The sequence below is a fragment of the Syntrophus sp. (in: bacteria) genome (assembly GCF_040768185.1).
GTDB classification, from domain to species: Bacteria; Desulfobacterota; Syntrophia; order Syntrophales; family Syntrophaceae; genus Syntrophus; species Syntrophus buswellii.
On sequence record NZ_JAXGNC010000002.1, the window covers coordinates 296,653 to 313,741 of the forward strand.

General features: G+C 60.1%; 13 protein-coding genes. 9 read left to right on the top strand and 4 right to left on the bottom strand.

Annotation, left to right across the window (positions count from 1 at the left end):
* Window positions 1–48: 48 nt before the first annotated feature.
* The 5 genes from AB3175_RS04290 (at window position 49) to AB3175_RS04310 (ending at window position 4,961) form a co-directional block, all read left to right on the top strand.
* A complete protein-coding gene (locus tag AB3175_RS04290; protein WP_367359728.1) occupies window positions 49–789 on the top strand; it encodes an HAD-IIB family hydrolase in 741 nt (246 codons plus the stop codon).
* Between the two features lie 78 nt (window positions 790–867).
* The gene (locus AB3175_RS04295; RefSeq protein ID WP_367359729.1) at window positions 868–2,076 is read left to right on the top strand and encodes a glycerate kinase; all 1,209 of its coding nucleotides are present in this window, start codon (window positions 868–870) and stop codon (window positions 2,074–2,076) included.
* Complete coding sequence (locus AB3175_RS04300; RefSeq protein WP_367359709.1) at window positions 2,073–3,332, top strand: glycosyltransferase; 1,260 nt, start codon at window positions 2,073–2,075, stop codon at window positions 3,330–3,332. The genes AB3175_RS04295 and AB3175_RS04300 overlap by 4 nt, the downstream gene beginning before the upstream one ends.
* Window position 3,333: 1 nt before the next feature.
* Window positions 3,334–4,545, top strand: coding sequence for a glycosyl transferase (locus tag AB3175_RS04305; protein ID WP_367359710.1), 1,212 nt, complete (start codon window positions 3,334–3,336; stop codon window positions 4,543–4,545).
* A gap of 173 nt (window positions 4,546–4,718) precedes the next feature.
* The gene (locus AB3175_RS04310) at window positions 4,719–4,961 is read left to right on the top strand and encodes a hypothetical protein (RefSeq protein WP_367359711.1); all 243 of its coding nucleotides are present in this window, start codon (window positions 4,719–4,721) and stop codon (window positions 4,959–4,961) included.
* A 24-nt stretch (window positions 4,962–4,985) separates the two neighbouring features.
* Here AB3175_RS04310 and AB3175_RS04315 read toward each other — a convergent pair whose 3' ends face one another.
* From AB3175_RS04315 to AB3175_RS04325, 3 genes are all read right to left on the bottom strand, one after another.
* Window positions 4,986–6,038, bottom strand: coding sequence for a TIGR04552 family protein (locus tag AB3175_RS04315; protein ID WP_367359712.1), 1,053 nt, complete (start codon window positions 6,036–6,038; stop codon window positions 4,986–4,988).
* A 218-nt stretch (window positions 6,039–6,256) separates the two neighbouring features.
* Window positions 6,257–10,258 (bottom strand): translocation/assembly module TamB domain-containing protein, encoded by a 4,002-nt coding sequence (locus AB3175_RS04320; protein ID WP_367359713.1) that lies wholly within the window; start codon window positions 10,256–10,258, stop codon window positions 6,257–6,259.
* Window positions 10,255–12,042 (bottom strand): autotransporter assembly complex family protein, encoded by a 1,788-nt coding sequence (locus tag AB3175_RS04325; protein WP_367359714.1) that lies wholly within the window; start codon window positions 12,040–12,042, stop codon window positions 10,255–10,257. The genes AB3175_RS04320 and AB3175_RS04325 overlap by 4 nt, the downstream gene beginning before the upstream one ends.
* A 126-nt stretch (window positions 12,043–12,168) precedes the next feature.
* Here AB3175_RS04325 and AB3175_RS04330 point away from each other — a divergent pair, with 126 nt between their 5' ends.
* Both AB3175_RS04330 and AB3175_RS04335 read left to right on the top strand, forming a co-directional pair.
* Window positions 12,169–12,336: a hypothetical protein gene (locus AB3175_RS04330; protein ID WP_367359715.1), complete on the top strand. Its 168-nt coding sequence runs from the start codon at window positions 12,169–12,171 to the stop codon at window positions 12,334–12,336.
* Between the two features lie 3 nt (window positions 12,337–12,339).
* Entirely contained in the window at window positions 12,340–13,815 is a 1,476-nt protein-coding gene (locus tag AB3175_RS04335; RefSeq protein WP_367359716.1) for a potassium/proton antiporter, read from the top strand.
* Window positions 13,816–13,914: 99 nt separating this feature from the next.
* Here the strand turns inward: AB3175_RS04335 and AB3175_RS04340 are convergent, their stop codons facing one another.
* On the bottom strand, window positions 13,915–15,987 hold the full coding sequence (locus tag AB3175_RS04340; RefSeq protein ID WP_367359717.1) for a cation:proton antiporter: 2,073 nt from the start codon (window positions 15,985–15,987) through the stop codon (window positions 13,915–13,917).
* Between the two features lie 165 nt (window positions 15,988–16,152).
* Here AB3175_RS04340 and AB3175_RS04345 point away from each other — a divergent pair, with 165 nt between their 5' ends.
* Together AB3175_RS04345 and AB3175_RS04350 are read left to right on the top strand one after the other, a co-directional pair.
* A complete protein-coding gene (locus tag AB3175_RS04345; RefSeq protein ID WP_367359718.1) occupies window positions 16,153–16,305 on the top strand; it encodes a hypothetical protein in 153 nt (50 codons plus the stop codon).
* Between the two features lie 73 nt (window positions 16,306–16,378).
* Window positions 16,379–17,089, top strand: a 711-nt coding sequence (locus AB3175_RS04350; protein ID WP_367359719.1) for a hypothetical protein, incomplete at its 3' end; no start/stop codon positions are given.

Genomic DNA, 17,089 nt, shown 5'->3' on the forward strand with positions numbered 1-17,089 from the left:
GAGCCTTCTGAATCATGACGATTACTCCTTTGAAGAGCCCGGCCGACCCTGGATCGGCTCCGGGGGGCGAAGATCCCCCTGGTTTTCGTAACCAGCAAGACGCGCCGGGAGGTGGAGCCTCTCCAGAACCGGCTGGGATTCCGGGAGCCCTTTATCGTGGAGAACGGCGGGGGAATTTTTGTTCCGAGGGGATACCGCAGCGTCTCCCTGCCCGAGGAATTCCGGGAGCAGGGGAATTTCTTCGTCCTCGCGCTGGGGTTGCCGTATGGAAGGATCCGCGGCGTATTTGCGGCGATGAAGAGCCGCTTCAAAATTACCGGATACGGCGACCTTTCTTCCCAGGAGGTGGCCGTACTTTCCGGGCTTGCCGTTGAAGAGGCGGAAAGGGCGAAGGCCCGGGAGTTTTCGGAGCCCTTTCTCCTGAAATCCGTCCCGGATCTTCCGGAGTTGGAGCGCCTGGCGGCGAGGGAAGGAATGAAGATCGTCCGCGGCGGAAGGTTTTACCATCTCATCGGCGACCGTCAGGACAAGGGGGCCGCCGTGCGCGGCGTGAGGTCCCTCTATCGGGGGATCTTCGAGATGGAGCACGTGGCCGTCGGCATCGGCGACAGTGAAAACGACCTGCCGATGCTGCAGGAAGTGGACGTTCCCGTTCTTATCCCCCATCCGGAGCGCGGCTGGCTGGAGGCTTCGCTGCCTCGACTGGTTAAGGCCCCGGACCCGGGAAGCCGGGGATGGAACGAGGCCCTGGGGAGGGTGTTGGATGAACTTGAAGCAGACAGCCCGTGAGATCTTTTCCGAGGCCCTCCGCGCGGTGCTGCCGGAGGCCATGATCCGTGAAACCCTGAAGATCGAGGAAACGAGCTGATTGTCGGGGATCGGCGATATGCTCCGGAGCCCGGGCGGAAGGTCTTCGTTTTCGGCAGCGGCAAGGCCTCGGTAGGCATGGCAAAAGCGGTGTCGGAAATTCTTGGAGACCGGGTCGCCGGCGGGCTGGTGGTGTCCAGTTACGAAGCGGAACTGGACCGCATTGACGTGGTCGTGGGCGCTCATCCCGTTCCCGATGCCCAAAGCGTACATGCGGCGGAAAGGCTGATGAGCGCGCTTTCCGGGCTCTCGGAGGAGGACTTTTTCATCTACCTTCTGTCCGGCGGAAGTTCCGCCCTGATTGAGAAGCCGATTTCTCCGCTGACCCTTCAGGATCTCCAGGAAATGTCGCGGATGCTTCTTGCGGCAGGCGTGCCGATCGACGAAATGAACGCGGTAAGAAAGCATCTTTCCCTGGTAAAGGGCGGCCGGTTGGGAGCGATGACGAAGGCGCGGGGGGTCGTTCTGGTGCTTTCCGATGTCATCGGCGACGACCTGGAGACCATCGGATCCGCCCCGCTGTATAAGGACCGCTCCACCATCGAGGATGTCCGCGACATCCTGGCCCGGTACGGCCTTTGGGAAAAGGCGCCCGCTGCCCTTCGGGTCCTGATGGAGCAAGGTCCCGCCGGGAAGATGGAAGAAACGCCCAAGGCGGCCAACCCCGGCATCGATCACGTTGTGGTGGGCAGCAATCGAAAAGCCCTGCGAAGGGCGAAGGAAAAAGCGCTGTCCCTGGGGCTCGAGGCCCATCTTGTGACGGACCGCCTGAAAGGAGAGGCGCGGGAGGCGGCAAAGTCCATTGTCGCCATGGGCAGGAAATTTCTGGCGAGCCGCATGCCTGAGCAGCCGCCCCTCTGCCTTCTCTTTGGCGGAGAGACGACGGTGACCCTTCGGGGTAACGGAAAGGGGGGCCGGAACCAGGAGCTCTGCCTGGCGGCTCTTCGGGAAATTCGGGATCAAGGCGGACTGCTTCTGTTATGCGCCGGGACGGACGGCATCGACGGAAGTTCGGAGGCTGCGGGGGCGCTGGTCGACGCCTCCGTCTGGACGCGCGCCCGGGAAATGAACCTTTCTCTTGATGACTTTCTGGATCGGAATGACTCCTCTTCCTTCCTGGAACGGACGGGGGGGGTGATCGTCACCGGTCCGACAGGGACGAATGTCATGGACATCTCGATTTTACTGGTTGGAGGTAACGAATCATGACCACGGCAATACGGTTTTCCTCGGCGTTGAGGCCTCATGTGAGGACGAAGATCGAGCAGCTCGGGACCGCCGACATCGTCATCGGCATTCCATCCTATGACAGCGGCGACACCATTTCCCATGTTGTTCAAGTCATCATCCAGGGCCTGGATCATTATTACAAGGACCGAAAGGCCCTTATCATGATTTCCGATGGGGGGTCCACGGACGATACGCGGGAACTTGCCCGGGCGATCGATCCGAAATCCTACAACATCGAGAGCATTGTCACCGTTTACCGGGGAAGCCACGGGAAGGGCTCCGGCCTGCGGGCCGTTTTTGAGGTCGCCGCTTTTCTCAGGGCCAGGGCGATTGCGGTGTTCGATTCCGATCTGCTTTCCATTACCCCTGAATGGGTACGGAACATCCTGGATCCGGTGATCGAGGGATATGATTACGTCGCTCCCGACTACAAGCGCTATAAACTGGATGGGACCATCACCAACACGATTGCCTACAACCTGACGAGGGCCCTTTACGGAAAAACAATCCGGCAGCCCATAGGCGGCGACTTCGGACTGTCTCCGGCCCTGATCAAGTTTTATTTGGATCAGGACGTCTGGGAGACGGACGTGGCCAAATTCGGGGTTGACATCTGGATGACCACGTCGGCCATTGTCGGCGGCTTTCGGATCTGCCAGGCAAAGCTTGGCGCGAAGGTGCACGGGCAGAAGGATCCCTCTGCGGACCTGGGGCCCATGTTCCGCCAGGTGGTGGGAACCACGTTTCAGCTCATGGAGCGCTACGAGGATTTCTGGCTGAAAGTCCGCCGGTCCCGGGAAGTTCCTTCCCTCGGCGAGTTCGTCGGTCAGGAGCCGCCGGCTTTTGAGATCAACCAGGAAGTTCTTCTCGAATACTTCAAGGTGGGGTTGAACAATTTCGGGACGGTGTGGCAGAACATCATCGATGAGGAGGATTTTACAGCCATTTCTAAACTGGCCGAGGTTGACCAGGGGGACCAGTTTTACCTCCCCATCGAAACGTGGGTCCGCATCGTCTACTGCTATGCGGGGGCGTTCCGGGCCACGCCGCGCCAGCGCTTCAAGGTGCTGGACACCATGGTGCCCCTCTATTACGGGCGAGTGGCCTCCCTGGTCAACGAGGTGCGGGACAAAAGCCCGACCGAGGCGGAGGCGCATTTTGAGGCCCAGGCCGAAGCCTTCGAACGCCAGAAGGATTACATGATCAAAATCTGGAGACGGAAAGGAGGAAGATGAAATGGCTGATTTTTATCAACACGGGATGATTACCACGTTACAGAGGCTGAAGGAGAGGCCTTCCGGAGAAATCGACGAGGAGCTTGTGGCGATCACCAGAAAGCGCGATACGGTTCTTCTGCTTCCGGCTCTCTTTTCCGAGTTTGAAACGCCTTCCATGCCGGTCATTATCGAGGAGCTGAAAAAGGTGCGGTATCTCAAGCGGATCGTTCTGTCGCTGGACCGGGCGGACGAACGCCAGTTCCAGAAGGCAAGGAAGCTGATGGGCGAGATTCCCACGGAGGTGGTTGTGGTCTGGCACGACGGCCCCCGGATGCAGGAATTGTATCGGGACCTGGCGGCAAACGATTTCAACATCCAGCGGCCCGGAAAAGGTCGGTCCGTCTGGATGACCCTGGGTTATGTCCTGGAGGATGAAGACGTGTACGCCATCGCCCTGCACGACTCGGACATTCTGAATTACACCAGGGACTTTCTGTCCAGGCTGGTCTATCCGGTGGTTCATCCGGCCATTGATTTCGAATTCAGCAAGGGGTATTACGCTCGGGCAGGGGAGCGGCTCTACGGGCGGGCCACCCGGCTCTTCTATATCCCCCTGATCCGGGCAATGAAGCGGATCCTGAACTACAACCCATTTCTGGACTATCTGGGAAACTTCCGTTATCCCCTTTCGGGGGAATTCGCCCTGATCAGCACCCTGGCGCGAAGCATCCGGATCTCGCCCACCTGGGGGCTCGAAGTCTCTCTTCTGAGCGAAGTCTACCAGCGCGCTTCCCTCAACCGCATCTGCCAGGTGGAAATTACTGAATCTTACGAGCACAAGCATCAGGTCCTGGACAAAACAAACCCGGATGCCGGATTGATCCGCATGGCCACCGACATTGCCGAGGCCCTGTTCCGGATTTTGAGCCAGGACGGCATCGTTATGAGTTCGTCTTTCTTCCGGACGCTCTTCACGGCCTATATCGAGGAATCCCGCCTCGTGATCGAAAAATATCATGCCCTGTCCATGATCAACGGACTGAGTTATGACCGGCACAGCGAAATTGAGGCGGCAGAGGCGTTTGTGAAATCCCTTCAAACGGCGACGGAGGAATTTATCCGTAATCCCGTGGGAATTCCCATGCTTCCCGCCTGGGTCCGCGTCAGGGCGGCCATACCGGATTTTTCCGAGCGGTTGACGGAGGCGGTCAGACTCGACAATTCCCTGTAATGGCGGGATGACGGCTCAACGGGGAACAGAGCCGTTTGCAGCAGAAACGCCGCCGCATTTCTCCGCCGGCGAACATGATCGGACCCTGTGCCGGCCAAGGGATCGGACTGCCCGGGATCCGCGTTCAGGATGTGAGATGCTTTTCTAATGTTTCCGTAAAGGAAGGTCATGCCATGGAACTGGCCGATATCAATCAATGGGGAATCATCGTGCTGAGCTGCACGTCCATCTGGCTGGTGGGACGCAGGGAGCATTGGCGGCGCTGGGGGTTTGTTGTCGGCTTGATGGGGCAGCCCTTCTGGTTCTGGTCCTCGTGGCAGCACGAACAGTGGGGCATCTTTGCGGTATCCGTCTGGTATACTTATGCCTGGCTGCAGGGGATCTGGAATTTCTGGATCAAGCCGGCGGAAGGATAGGGCTCCGGTGCGGGAAGCTGTGCTTCATTCGCCGGCTTTGTCGTTCCAGACCATCCTTCCCCGGAGCAGGCGCTCCTTCACCCTGGATAATCTTCTGTCCTTGTACCGGACATGGCTGGCTTCGCCCTGTTCGTTCCCGGCATGGGACGCCTCGTCGACGATCTGGAATTCGGCAAGAACGTGAACGACCCGCGATGAAAGCCTCGCTCCGGGAGCCCAGAGTTCGAGCTGCCGGTCATCCAGGCGAATGGGGATGTCGACGACGAAGCTGGCCGTTCTGAAGGTGTCGTTTGTTTCCGGATTGGATGGCCCGCGCATTTCGTTCTCATACATCAAGTCCACCTGGAATTCCGGGATCATCCTGGAGATGCGGGGATGCCTGCGGATGAAATCCCGGAAATCAAAGATCGAATTGCGGCTCTCTCCCGGCACGGTGTAATGGAAGGGGAAAAGGTGAATGCTCAGGTAGGCGATGGCGGGTACGATCTCCTCAGCGGTTGCCGTAACGATGCGGAATCGGATCATGTCGTACAGGAGGGCTCTGTTCCCCTGCTTCTTGTGCAGCAGCTTGGTGATGATGGAGTCGCGGGTTTTGCGGCTGCACTGAAAATCAACAATGGGATACCCCCGCTCTTTCATCGCCTCAATGACTCGCACCGCCTTATCCTCGACGATGTGGTAGAGTTCATGCTCGGCGATGTTCAGCCGGGACTTGAGCTCCATCGCTTCCGCGTGATGGAGGACATGCATGACCTTCAGCACCACGCAGGCCTGACGCCTCCGCAGCGAATCCTTCCCTGCCGCAAGGAGCATGAGATCGCCTGCGGATGGGGCGTTGAAGATCTCCGGCAGGAAAGAGAAGCCGAAATTCCGCGTGAGATAGTCGATGGCGGACAAGCGCATGTTCTTCAGATATGACCGGTCCCCCTCGTCTTCCAGATCGAATCCGTTTGCGCGGAGGATGGCAAGGCACTCATCGAGCGATCCCACGTCCAGTCGATGCCAGTCGAGGACCGACCCTCCCCGTAGGACCAGCCTTGCCCTCTCCAACTCGCCGAGAGATAATTTGACAATCATCGTCTCCGTCCTCCATGATCGGCGCCGCCTTGATGAAATTCCGCCCTTCTGAAGAAATAAATAGGGAAATTAATCCTTTATGTCAATGAATTCATGGAAGGACAATAAAAAAGCCGGGTTCTCCGGGCCGGCATGACGGGCCGCTTCCTGTATCGATGCGTGTACGCCGGTTTTTTGCCGCTCCCTCATCGTGGGTCGCGAGCGGAGGCCTGCCGGAGCTATCGAAATTCAATTTTGTAGTAGAGGTCCACTCCACTTTCCGTTCCCGTCTGGGTTTCAACCTGCCAGTTCCTGTGAAGGTCGTACCGAAGGAGGAACCGGTTGCTGCCGGTAAAGAGGGACCGACCATAGCTGATATAGAGCTTCGGGGTCAAATATTTTCCCACGGTGGCCATGGCCCGGGAGAGATTGTTCTCCGAGGCCGCCGCGGCGGAGCCCGGCGAGGCAAGGGGGCGAGCCGTATAGGCATCCCAGCCCGGGGTGCTTTCGCCGCGGGTAGAAATCTCCAGAGAACTGAGACCAAGCCGGGTGGCGAGCTTGTCTTGCAGGACGACTGACTGGCCGGCTGACAGGAGGCTTTCCGCCGCCATGGTGAGGAGGTCAACCTGTTCCCCCGATCTGCCGAGGGGGCGTCCGAGGACGATATAACTGAGGATATCCACATCCTCCATGGAGGGTTCCGAGTATAGGCTGACCACCGGCGACTGAGCGGTTCCCGTCACCAGGACGCCAGCCCGGACGGATCCGGCGGTGCGGAGGGCCAGGACATCGAGGGACGGCCTGTCGATGGCGCCGCCGGCGTAAAAGAACCTTCCCCGAACGATCTCCAGCGTTACACCATAGGCCTGGTAGCGTCCCTTGACGATCCGGATCTCTCCGGTGCTTGTGATCCGTTCGATATGGCGCAGAGCCTTTATCTGCAGCGCCCCCCCCAGTTGGGCATCAATTCCCGCCAGTTTCACAAAGGCCCGATCGCCTACTGTCAGAAGGATCTGCAGGTCCACATCCAGGGGAAAGGCCTTCGATTCGATGGGGGGGCGGCCTTCGATCTTCACATCCGGACTCGGCCGGATGACCCCTTGAACAGGTGATCCGGCTATGTGGAGCTCCGGAAGATGCACCTCGCCGCGAACGGCCAGCTTATCCGGTGTTCCCTCGACGGTGAGCCGAGGTGATGCGTACAGCTGAAGTTCCGGGAAATAGACCGTGCGAAACCGCTCGCCCGCCATCGTGATCCGGTAGCCCGACACCTTCCATTCCTTCAACCGGATGAGGGCCGTTCCCCCGACATGGCCGGGGCCGGAGACGGCGCGGAAAGAATCAACGTGCAGTGCGTCCTTTTCGAGGCGTCCGGACATCTGGACATCCTTCAGACGGATGCCCGCCGAGGGGATGTAAGCCCCCGCATTGGCCAGACGGATCTTTCCCTCCAACTGCGGTTCCTTCCATTGTCCGCCGACCGCCAGGTCCAACTCGAGGTTCCCCTGGCTTTCCTGCACGGCTCCGGGGAACAGGATGGCGAGAAGCCCCCTCTCCCGGATTTGGGCGGTCAGGAGCCCTTCGATTCTTCCCTGCGGGTTGGCGGTTGCGGGAAAGCGTGCGGGGATCGGCAGCCGATATCGGCCCTGCACCTTCCCGTAATCAGCGAGGGCCAGGGTTGCCGTTCCGCTCAGCGACTCTTCGCGCCAGGCCCAGGTGGCCTCCGCCTTGTCGATGTGTGCCGTGATGTCCAGATTCCCTCTGCGCTGGCGGATTGCCCCCTGGGCGAGGAAAGCCGATCCGGCGAGCTCAAAGCGCTTTGCAGGGCGGATCAAACCGGTGAGGCCGCCCCCCAGGAGCCCGCGGATCTCGACGCCGGGTTCACTGGGAAGCCAGGGGCGGAGGAGGGCAAGGTCGACGTGAGACCATCTGGCCTTGAACTCTCCCCGGTCCGGCACGAACGAGCGGACTGGAAAGGCGCAGTAAAATGTGCCGTGGAGCATGCCGTCCTTTTGCAGCCCGATTTCCAGCGTGCCGCTGAGCCCTTTTTCGCTACCCAGGAGGGCCGCATCCAGCCGCCGCACGGTGATGTGCCTGCCTTCAGCTCCGATGGTGCCCCTGAGGTCGGTCCTGGCCTTCAGGGAAAAATGGTCCCTGCTCGCCAGGTCAAGGCGAAACTCCCCGTTTGCCACACCCCTCACCTGAGCCGCCGTCAGCCAGGGGTCGAAGCGGGCGAGATTCAATCCACTGATGCGCAGGGAGGCGTTTCCGCGCAAGCCGGGGCGGAAGAGGTCCGCGGCGGCTTCGATGCGCTCCCCGGGTGTCCCGGTTACGACGAGGGGGCCCAGGGACATCCGCTCCTTTCCCAGGGAAAGGGCTGCAGGTGCGGACAGGTGCCACGGACCGACAGCGTCGCGGCCGGAAAAACGGAGGAGGTGTCCCTGCCACCGCCCGTCGGCATAACCGCCGGCAAGTTGTAGGAGCGTCTCGGCGCCGGGAGCGCTCAGCGCGGCCTGGATCGTGTGTCGCGTGCCCGTTCCCAGCGCTTCCAGGGTGGCGGCATTGACGCGCAGGCCGTTGTAGGCAACCGTGTGCAGTGTCGCGGACATGTGCAGCGGATCGTCCTGCTTCGGGCCGATTCGGGCGGTCAGATCCGCCGAATCGATCCGGAGGCCGTCCGACGCCAGGGCCCGGGCGCGTCCGCGGATGGCTCCGCTGAACCGGTCTTCATCCCTGCGTATCCAGCCGTCGGCATTCAACGTTCCGGATGCCCCGGGAACGAGCCTGGAAAGATCGCTGATCCTTGCGTCCAGGGCCAGCCGCTTGTCCAGTTCGCCCGCCGCATGGATAGAGAAGCCCCTGCCGTGAAGGTTCAGGAATTCTATCCGGATGCTCTCTCCGGCGAAGGCGCCGCGCACATTTCCCGTCAGCGTCCGGCCGTGAAGCCGGCTTTCGAGGAGGGTCCCCTGGAGATCGCCCTGCAGGGGCGCATCCCCTGCCTTGAACAGGCTGCCGGCCAGATCGAAATTGATGAGTCCCTTCCAGTCGGGGGTGATGCCTGAGGGGTCCAGCTTCCTTCCCCGGATGGCGCCTTCCAGGCGAACACCGCCGGTCCAGTCGATTTTCAGGTCTCCCCCGAGGGTTCCCTTCAGGATCGTTCCCGCCAGGGAGGTCAGTTTCATGCCCTTTTCATGGCCCTCGTAGGCGCCGGAGAAACGAAGGGCGTGCCAGCCGGGGCCGGTGTTGGCGATGGCAAAGCGGCCCCGGTAATTTCCCGTGGTTCCGGCAAAGCTCAGCGTTCCTTCCATGTTTGTCGCCGTGCCGATCTGCCGGGCCAGATCGACCCCGGCGGCCTGAAGCTCCACCGTCATCGAAGGGTCGATGGAGCTGAAGTCGATGGCGGCCCCACCGGTGAGTGTGCCGTGCAGATCATCGCCGGTGAGGCGGAGATTGCGGAAACGGAGGGCCTTCTGCTCCACGCCCGCTTCACCTGACAGCTCCACGCCCGGCATCTCCTGGTCATTTCCCCCTGCTCCGGCGAAGGTGAATGCCCCCACCGCCTGTTCCGGCTCTCTGGCCGGTTGAAGGCGGGTATGCAGAACGAAGCGCTCCAGGCCGCCGATAGACTTCTCCGGATAGAGGGTCAGGTCGGTCACGAGGGAAGGGCGGTTCATGCCCATGTCGATCGTTCCCTCCACCTTCAGAGACGGCATGGCGGCGCGAACCCCCGCCAGGATGAGATGACCGCTTTGCCATCGTGCGGTGCCGGAAAATTCATGAACAATGACGGGCGGATCGCTTCCCTTTCGGTATTCGAGGCCGTTCAGGCCCAGGCGCGACACCTCCAGCGTGACGAAATGTAACGCATCCGGCAGCTTCGGCCATTTCAGGGAAAGGGGGGTTCGAGGCCCGTCATCCCGGATTCTCACGCCTCGTGCGGCAATCCTGCCGATATCGACGTGCGCCAGCAAGAGATAGAGCGGATTCCATTCGAGGGCCAGCCGGTCGATTTCCACCGTCTGCTGCGCCGATCCGATCCGTATTCCAGAGAGATCCAGCCGGTCGGACAGCCGCCCCTCCACGGAGCGGATGCTGATTTCGGCCGACGCCAGGCGGCTGAGGGTGTTCACCAGCCATCGGGCCCCCGCCGTCGTTCCGGCCAGCCAGGCCATCCCGCCCATCACGATGCCAAGGACGAAAAGCAGGATTCCCAGCGACAGAAAACAGCCCCGCCGCCTCATAGCTGGAACCCCACGGTGAAATGGATGCGGTATGAAGGATCATCCCTTCCGATCTGGCGGGCGATAGAGAAATTCAGGGCGCCGACGGGAGTGTAGTAGTGGACACCGACTCCAGCCCCCTGATGGAGCCGGAAGGAGGAGAACGAGTCGAAGGCGTTCCCGGCATCGTAAAACACAGAGACGCTCCAGTCCTTGTAGAGGGCCCGTTCAAGCTCAACGCTTCCGGACAGAAGGTGCTTCCCTCCCGCCAGATCGCCCTCCGAGTCCCGCGGAGCGAGGGATTTATAGGCATACCCCCGGACGCTCTGATCGCCGCCGGCAAAAAAGCGCAGTGACGGGGGGAGCTGGCTGAGGGGGTCGCTCAGGACCGTGAGCGCTGCGGCTGCCCGGGTATGGAGTGTCAGGCTCCACGGCAGCGGCGTCAAACGGCTTCCCTCGGCGATTCCCTGGAACAGGCCCATTTCCGACCCCAGGGCTTCGTGGGTTCCCCGCACCTCCACCATGTAGCGGAATCCACTGCGGGGATGGGTTGGATGGTCATAACGGTCATCGGCCAGGCGCAGACCCGGCAGAACGGAGAAATATCGTGAATTCCCCTCCCCGAGAGTGCTGTCTTCGTAGAGAAGCCGGAGATAGGCCGCACCGAGCATTTTGGCCCGGAAGCTTCGATTCAGGGAGAATTCCGACGATACCAGGCGGCTGCGGTAAGCGTCGATGTCCTCCTGCTGGAGGTTTATCTGCGCGGAGAAAAAGCTTTTGGCATCGGGGATGCCGTGAATGATGTACGTGGAGGCCAGCCCTTGAAGGCGTTCGGAAATAAAGAGATTTTCCGATATCTCGTGTCCGCGGGAAAAAAGATTCAAGTCGCGGTACCGGACGGTGAAGCGGGCGCCGGTGTCCGTACCATAACCGAGCCCCGCCCTCAGGCTTTGGGACGGCGCCTGGGTAAGCTCGACCGTCACAGGCACGGTGTTTCCCGGGGATTCGCTTGCTCCCGGAATGACCCGCACCTCCCGGAAGCGTTCGGAGTCCAGGTAGTTGCGCTGGGTCTCCACGAGCCTGGCGGGAGAGAAGATCTCCCCCGTTCTGAAGGTTACGTACCTCTGCAGAAAGGTTTCCGGGTAGTCGGGAGCCCCCTTGATGGTGAGTTTTCCGAAGCGGTGCCGGTCTCCCGTTTCCAGGACGAGCCCGATGCGGGAGGTGGAAAGGGACTCGTCAATGAGGATCTCGTGGACTGAAAAATGCGCATCCCGGTAGCCCATCTCCTGGGCCCGCCCCTGAAGGGCCGCCTTGGACCGTTCATAAAGCTGATGCAGGAGAACGTCCCCTTTTCTAAGGGGGAAAGCGCCTGCCATCTCCTGCAGGGGGGCCTCCTGTGAGCCGGAGCCCTGGATGGCCACCTTCACCTCGTCGACTCGAACAGCATCTCCCGGGGAAATCTCCACCCGCAGAAGATGGCTCCCTTCCTCCGGCGTTTCAGTCACCACCTTCACCTGGGCCCTGTAATAGCCGAAAGGCTCCAGGGCCCTGCGGGCATTCTCCTCCGCCTGGGCGGCGAAGCGCTCCAGCCAGAGCAGGTCCACCCTACCTTCACGCACCAGGCCGGGGGGGATGGCCAGGGCGGCCTGAACGTTTTTCAGGGCCTCGCCCTCCAGCCCGACGACGAGAACCCTGACCGGATCGGCTGACAGAAGCCGCGCGGGGAAGAGCAGAAGCATCACAGCCAGAAGCGCCGCCGAACATCTCCTGAACCTGGCCCTGCCGGGCCGATCAAACCTCTTCATTCCTATTGGGCCTGCCTTTCCAGGATTGACGCACGCAAGCCGCATCCCAACACAGTGGTGCAGGCGGGTGTGCATTTGTTGCGCATCTATGCTATGAAATTAGACTCAAAAGGATACAATCTCAAGGTGAAAATAAAAGAGAGAAACAGGGTGCGCCATGTGCCGGAGGGGTTGAATTCTTCCGTGTACCGCATTCCGGAAGGGATGTGCACAAAATCGCGTTGGCGGATCCGGGATGAAGGAGAGCGGAAGTTCTATGGGGCGGAGCAGTGTGGTGCAGTGCGGGGCGGTTAGAACATGATACCGATTGAATATGTCATCCTGATCGGCTCGCTCCTGATCATTCTCAGTATCGGTGTTGCCAGGCTTTCCGAAAACCTGGGTGTGCCAGTCCTGCTGCTCTTTTTGGGCATCGGCATGATGGCGGGTTCGGAAGGTCCCGGAGGGATCTATTTCGACGATGCGGCACTGGCTCAGGCAATCGGCGTCATGGCCCTGATTTTTATCCTTTTTGCGGGGGGGCTCGACACCCGATGGCCGGAGGTCAAGCCAACCGTCTGGCAGGCGACAAGCCTCGCCACTCTCGGCGTTCTTCTTACGGCGGTTTTGGTCGGTCTCTTCGCATTTTACGTACTCAAGCTTTCCCTGATCAGCGGACTGCTTCTCGGAGCGATCGTTTCTTCAACCGATGCCGCCGCCGTTTTTTCCGTCCTCCGTTCCAGGAGCATCAGTCTGAGGGGGCAGCTCAAACCTCTTCTGGAACTCGAATCGGGCAGCAATGATCCCATGGCTGTTTTTCTCACCGTGGGCATCCTTCAGCTCATGACGATTCCTGGTACGTCCCTGGGGTCCATCGCCGTTCTCTTTGCCGTCCAGATGGGTCTCGGGATCGTTTTCGGCCTGGGATTGGGAAAACTGATGGTCCTGATGTTCAACCACATGAAATCCGCTTATGAAGGGTTCTATCCCGTTTTCGCCATGGCAGCCGCGTCATTCATTTACGGTTCGACGGCGGCCTGCGGGGGCAGCGGCTTCCTTGCCGTTTACATCGCCGGGTTGATTGCCGGAAACAGTGAATTCATCCACAAGAAGAGCATGCTGCGATTCTTCGACGGTTTTGCCTGGCTCAGTCAGATCACCATGTTTCTCACCCTCGGATTGCTGGTTTTTCCCTCCAGGATCATCCCTGTGATCGGAGTCGGCCTTGCCTGCTCGTTTTTCCTCATGCTGATCGCCCGTCCCGTGGGCGTCCTGATCTCCCTGCTCTTTGCCCGGCTTCAGTGGAGGGAGAAGGTCCTGGTCTCCTGGGTCGGCTTGAGAGGGGCCGTCCCGATCGTTCTTGCCACCTTCCCGCTGCTGGCGGGTATTCCGGAAGCGGAGTCCATCTTCCATGTCGTCTTTTTTATCGTCCTCACCTCCGCCCTGTTTCAGGGGTGGTCCATCCCCGCCGTCGCCCGGCTGCTCGGGCTCCAGGCGCCGTTTGAACGGAAGCAGCGGTATCCTATCGAGTATGCGCCTGTAGAGGGGGATGATACCAGGCTCGAAGAACTGGTCATCCCCTTCGATGCCGCCGTTGCGGGGCGACCGCTTGTGGAGTTGGGGCTTCCCCGCGATGCGCTCATTGTCCTGGTGAGCCGCAACGGGAGCTTCTTTGTGCCCGGCGGCGGAACGGTTCTCGAAGAGGGGGATATTGTTCAGGTGCTTGTGAGCGCAACGGGGCTCCCTGAGGTCCGGGAGATCCTGCTGAGCTTGAAGGAGGAAGAGCCGGAATAGGGCCGCCCGCTCCTGGAAACCAAAATCCTGCCGGAAGCGTACACAGGGAGGTTCCGGCCACCTTGAGAGGCGTGTCCGGCCGGCTCGGAACGATCCGGCTCAGGGAGAGATCGTTTCTGCACCGGTTGGACTGCCCTGATCCCATTCCTGGAAGGCGCGAAGCTGCTTGGAATCCCCCAGAACGCCGATGAAATCCCCATCCTGGAACTGGAAATCCGGGGTGGGATTCGGGAAAAGGGCCTCACTGCGGATCACGGCGACAACGGAAGCGCCGGTGAGTGAGCGGATGCGCAACTCTTCGATGGAGCGGCCGATGAGGGGGCTTCCTTCCTTCAGCAGCAGCCAGTTGAGTTCCAGCAGCCGGGAAGCGCTCTGCAACTGCGAGAGTGTCCGGTAGGAACTGTCGGAATCATAGAGGGGGGCGTAAAGCTCATAGCGGATCGCATCCAGAAGGGACTGCACCTTATCCGGTGGAAATTCAAAGTGCAGCAGGGCCTGACGCGTAAACTCCAGGCTGGCTTCAAATTCCGGCTGGACCACTTCGTAAACGCCCCGGGCATGAAGGTCTTTCATGTGTTCAATGCTGATCGCCCTGGCGAAAATTTTCAGCTCGGGATGAAGGGTGTGGGCCTGGGCCGCAATGGCCTGAGAAACAACGGCGGAGGGTACGGTGATGAGCAGCAGCTTTGCCCGGCGGATCTGCGGTGTTTCCAGGACGGAGGCCTGGCCGGCGTCTCCGAAGATGGCCGGGAAATTCAGGGCTTTCAGCTGTTCGAACCGGTGAAAATCGATCTCGATGACGACGAACTCGACGCCGAACCGGTGCAGGATCCTGGCGATGTTCAGGCCGACCTGTCCGCCTCCCGCAATCACCACGTGATTCGACATTCCGGACTCCGGCAGGTTGATGGTCTGCAGAGGCTCCCGAATCGTCCGCGAACGAAAGAAGGAATAGATCGGCGACGTCAGATTGGAAAGAAAGGGAGTCAGAAACATGGTGGCCACGGTAAGGGTGAGCACGAGGGAATAGAGTTCGGAGCTGATTGAAGAGGTGTTCAGGCCCACCCGGGCCAGGACGAAGGAGAATTCACCCACCTGGAAAAGCCCCAGGCCCACGGCCAGGGGAATGACGTTGCGGTAGGAAAACAGCCGGCTCAGGCCTGCGAAGATGAGCCCCTTGCCCACGGTCACAAGGACCACGAGGATCAGGACGGTTTTCAAGTGGGACCATAAAAAAGCCGGATCCAGCAGCATTCCGACGGAAGCAAAAAAGAGCAGGCTGAAGACATCCCGGAGAGGTATGATTTCGCTCAGGGCCTGATGGCCATAGTCCGACTCGCTGAGAACCAGTCCCGCAATGAAGGCGCCGAAGGCGAAAGACAGACCGAACAGGTAGGTCCCGTAGCCGATGCCGAGGCCGAGGGCGATCACGGACAGGAGAAACAGCTCCCGGGATTTCCATCCGGCAATGCGCCGGAGAATCCAGGGAATGAGCTGTGTGCCGAGAAAAATCATCCCCAGCAGGAATAAGGCCGCCTTCAGGATGGACAGGGCGAGCAGCGGCAGGCCGGTTTCGGGATGGCTCAACTGCGGAAGAACAATCATCATCGGAACGACGGCCAGATCCTGAACAATGAGCATCCCGATCATGACCCTGCTGGAAAGGGTGCCCATCCAGCCCTGACTCATGAGGGTCTTGAGGATCACCATCGTGCTTGACAGGGAGATCAGCGCCCCGAACCAGAGGGAGGTTTTCCAATCCCACCCCTGCCAGGAGCCGATGGCGAAGCCGAAGCCGATCGTCAGGAGGATCTGGATGGGGGTTCCCAGAAGGGCGATTCTGCGGACGGGCCGCAGTTCCCGCAGGGAGAATTCCAGCCCCAGGGCGAAAAGCAGCAGGGCCACGCCGATTTCCGCCAGCTTTTCGATGACCTGGAGATTGGATACATTGATGCCCCCGGTGTGCGGCCCGATAAAGATGCCGGCCAGGATGTATCCCAGGACCAGCGGCTGCCGGAAGAGTTTCGCCACCAGCCCTCCCGCCAGGGAGGCAATGACGATAATGACGATGTCTGCTGCGATGCCCATAGCTTTAAAGAGTGTCTTCCAATGGCCGCCCCGGATCAAGGCGCGGATTTTGTCGGCTTCGGTTTCGAATTCTGGATGCAGCACCTGCTGCAGGGCTCATGCCCGCTTTGCTCTTTCCTGCCTGGTCGCCCTGAAGTTCATGGGGATCGAACAGTCATGGCCCTCTTCTCCATCATGAGTGACATTGAAGACAGGCCATTTTAGGGCATGTTCCCAAAAAAAATCCACAGAAATACGGAAGAATTTATCGTGCGAATTCATGATTCTCATGGGGCGGAAGCGGCGCCGGTCCGGAGGCGGCTGCGGACCCGGCCTCCGGTGAAGGCGGTCAGGATCGGCAAAATGCCGGCCGCTGGCGGTATCGGCCTGACGCCCGGGGTTCGCCAGCCGGAAAAAGAATAAAATCAGCCTTTTTCAAATCTTGACGGATCTTTCGAACCGTGCGAAGGTACAGGCGAGAAAAGGGGGAATAGGAATGAGAGAGGGCCGACGTCCGGAAAGCAAGGCTGCTTCTGAGCAGCAGGCGGTTGCAGCGCATGCCGGATCTCCGATGTATGCAACGTATCCCGCCACGGCCAGCAGCGTGGACCTTCCGGATATTACGTTTCGCAGGAACAGGAACGAGAATAGTTTTACCCGGATCGGCACGGCTGATCCGTTTTCGTTTCCCGGGAAGGATGCAACCCTGTCCGAGGCCGTCAGGGTGCTGGGAGAGCTGCGTTTAAAGCATCTGCTTGCACAGATCTGGTCGGAAGGCGCGCCGCTGGATATGACCGTCCGTATCATTGCCCGCCGGACGGCCCTGTTAAAGCTCAGGCAGGATGGCGAGAAGGTTGAAGTCGAGGCGCATTGGAATCTTTTTATCCCCTACTTTTATTCGATCAAGAAGCTCCCCATTGCCCATTCCGAGAACCTGGAACTTTTTTCCTCGGCGGTCTTCAGGTACTCCTCCCTGGCCATGCAGCATCGGAAGGTGCCGAAGAGCGAATTGAGAGACATTGTCATCGACGCGTATCTGGATCAACCGGAACTTTTGTTGGCCTCGCTGGACATTTTCAACAAGCCGAACATTTACCACATCCACCCTACGGGCATATGGTTCGACAGGATTTCCGCCGCCAATGACGAGCATCGATTGGAGATTGATGTTTCCCCTGCCTCCGCGGCAGGGCTTGTAAGCCCGGAA

Coding starts and splice junctions, on each gene's coding strand:
- AB3175_RS04300 (WP_367359709.1), top strand. CDS start 2,073: ATGACCACGGCAATACGGTTTTCCTCGGCGTTGAGGCCTCATGTGAGG.
- AB3175_RS04305 (WP_367359710.1), top strand. CDS start 3,334: ATGGCTGATTTTTATCAACACGGGATGATTACCACGTTACAGAGGCTG.
- AB3175_RS04310 (WP_367359711.1), top strand. CDS start 4,719: ATGGAACTGGCCGATATCAATCAATGGGGAATCATCGTGCTGAGCTGC.
- AB3175_RS04315 (WP_367359712.1), bottom strand. CDS start 6,038: ATGATTGTCAAATTATCTCTCGGCGAGTTGGAGAGGGCAAGGCTGGTC.
- AB3175_RS04320 (WP_367359713.1), bottom strand. CDS start 10,258: ATGAGGCGGCGGGGCTGTTTTCTGTCGCTGGGAATCCTGCTTTTCGTC.
- AB3175_RS04325 (WP_367359714.1), bottom strand. CDS start 12,042: ATGAAGAGGTTTGATCGGCCCGGCAGGGCCAGGTTCAGGAGATGTTCG.
- AB3175_RS04335 (WP_367359716.1), top strand. CDS start 12,340: ATGATACCGATTGAATATGTCATCCTGATCGGCTCGCTCCTGATCATT.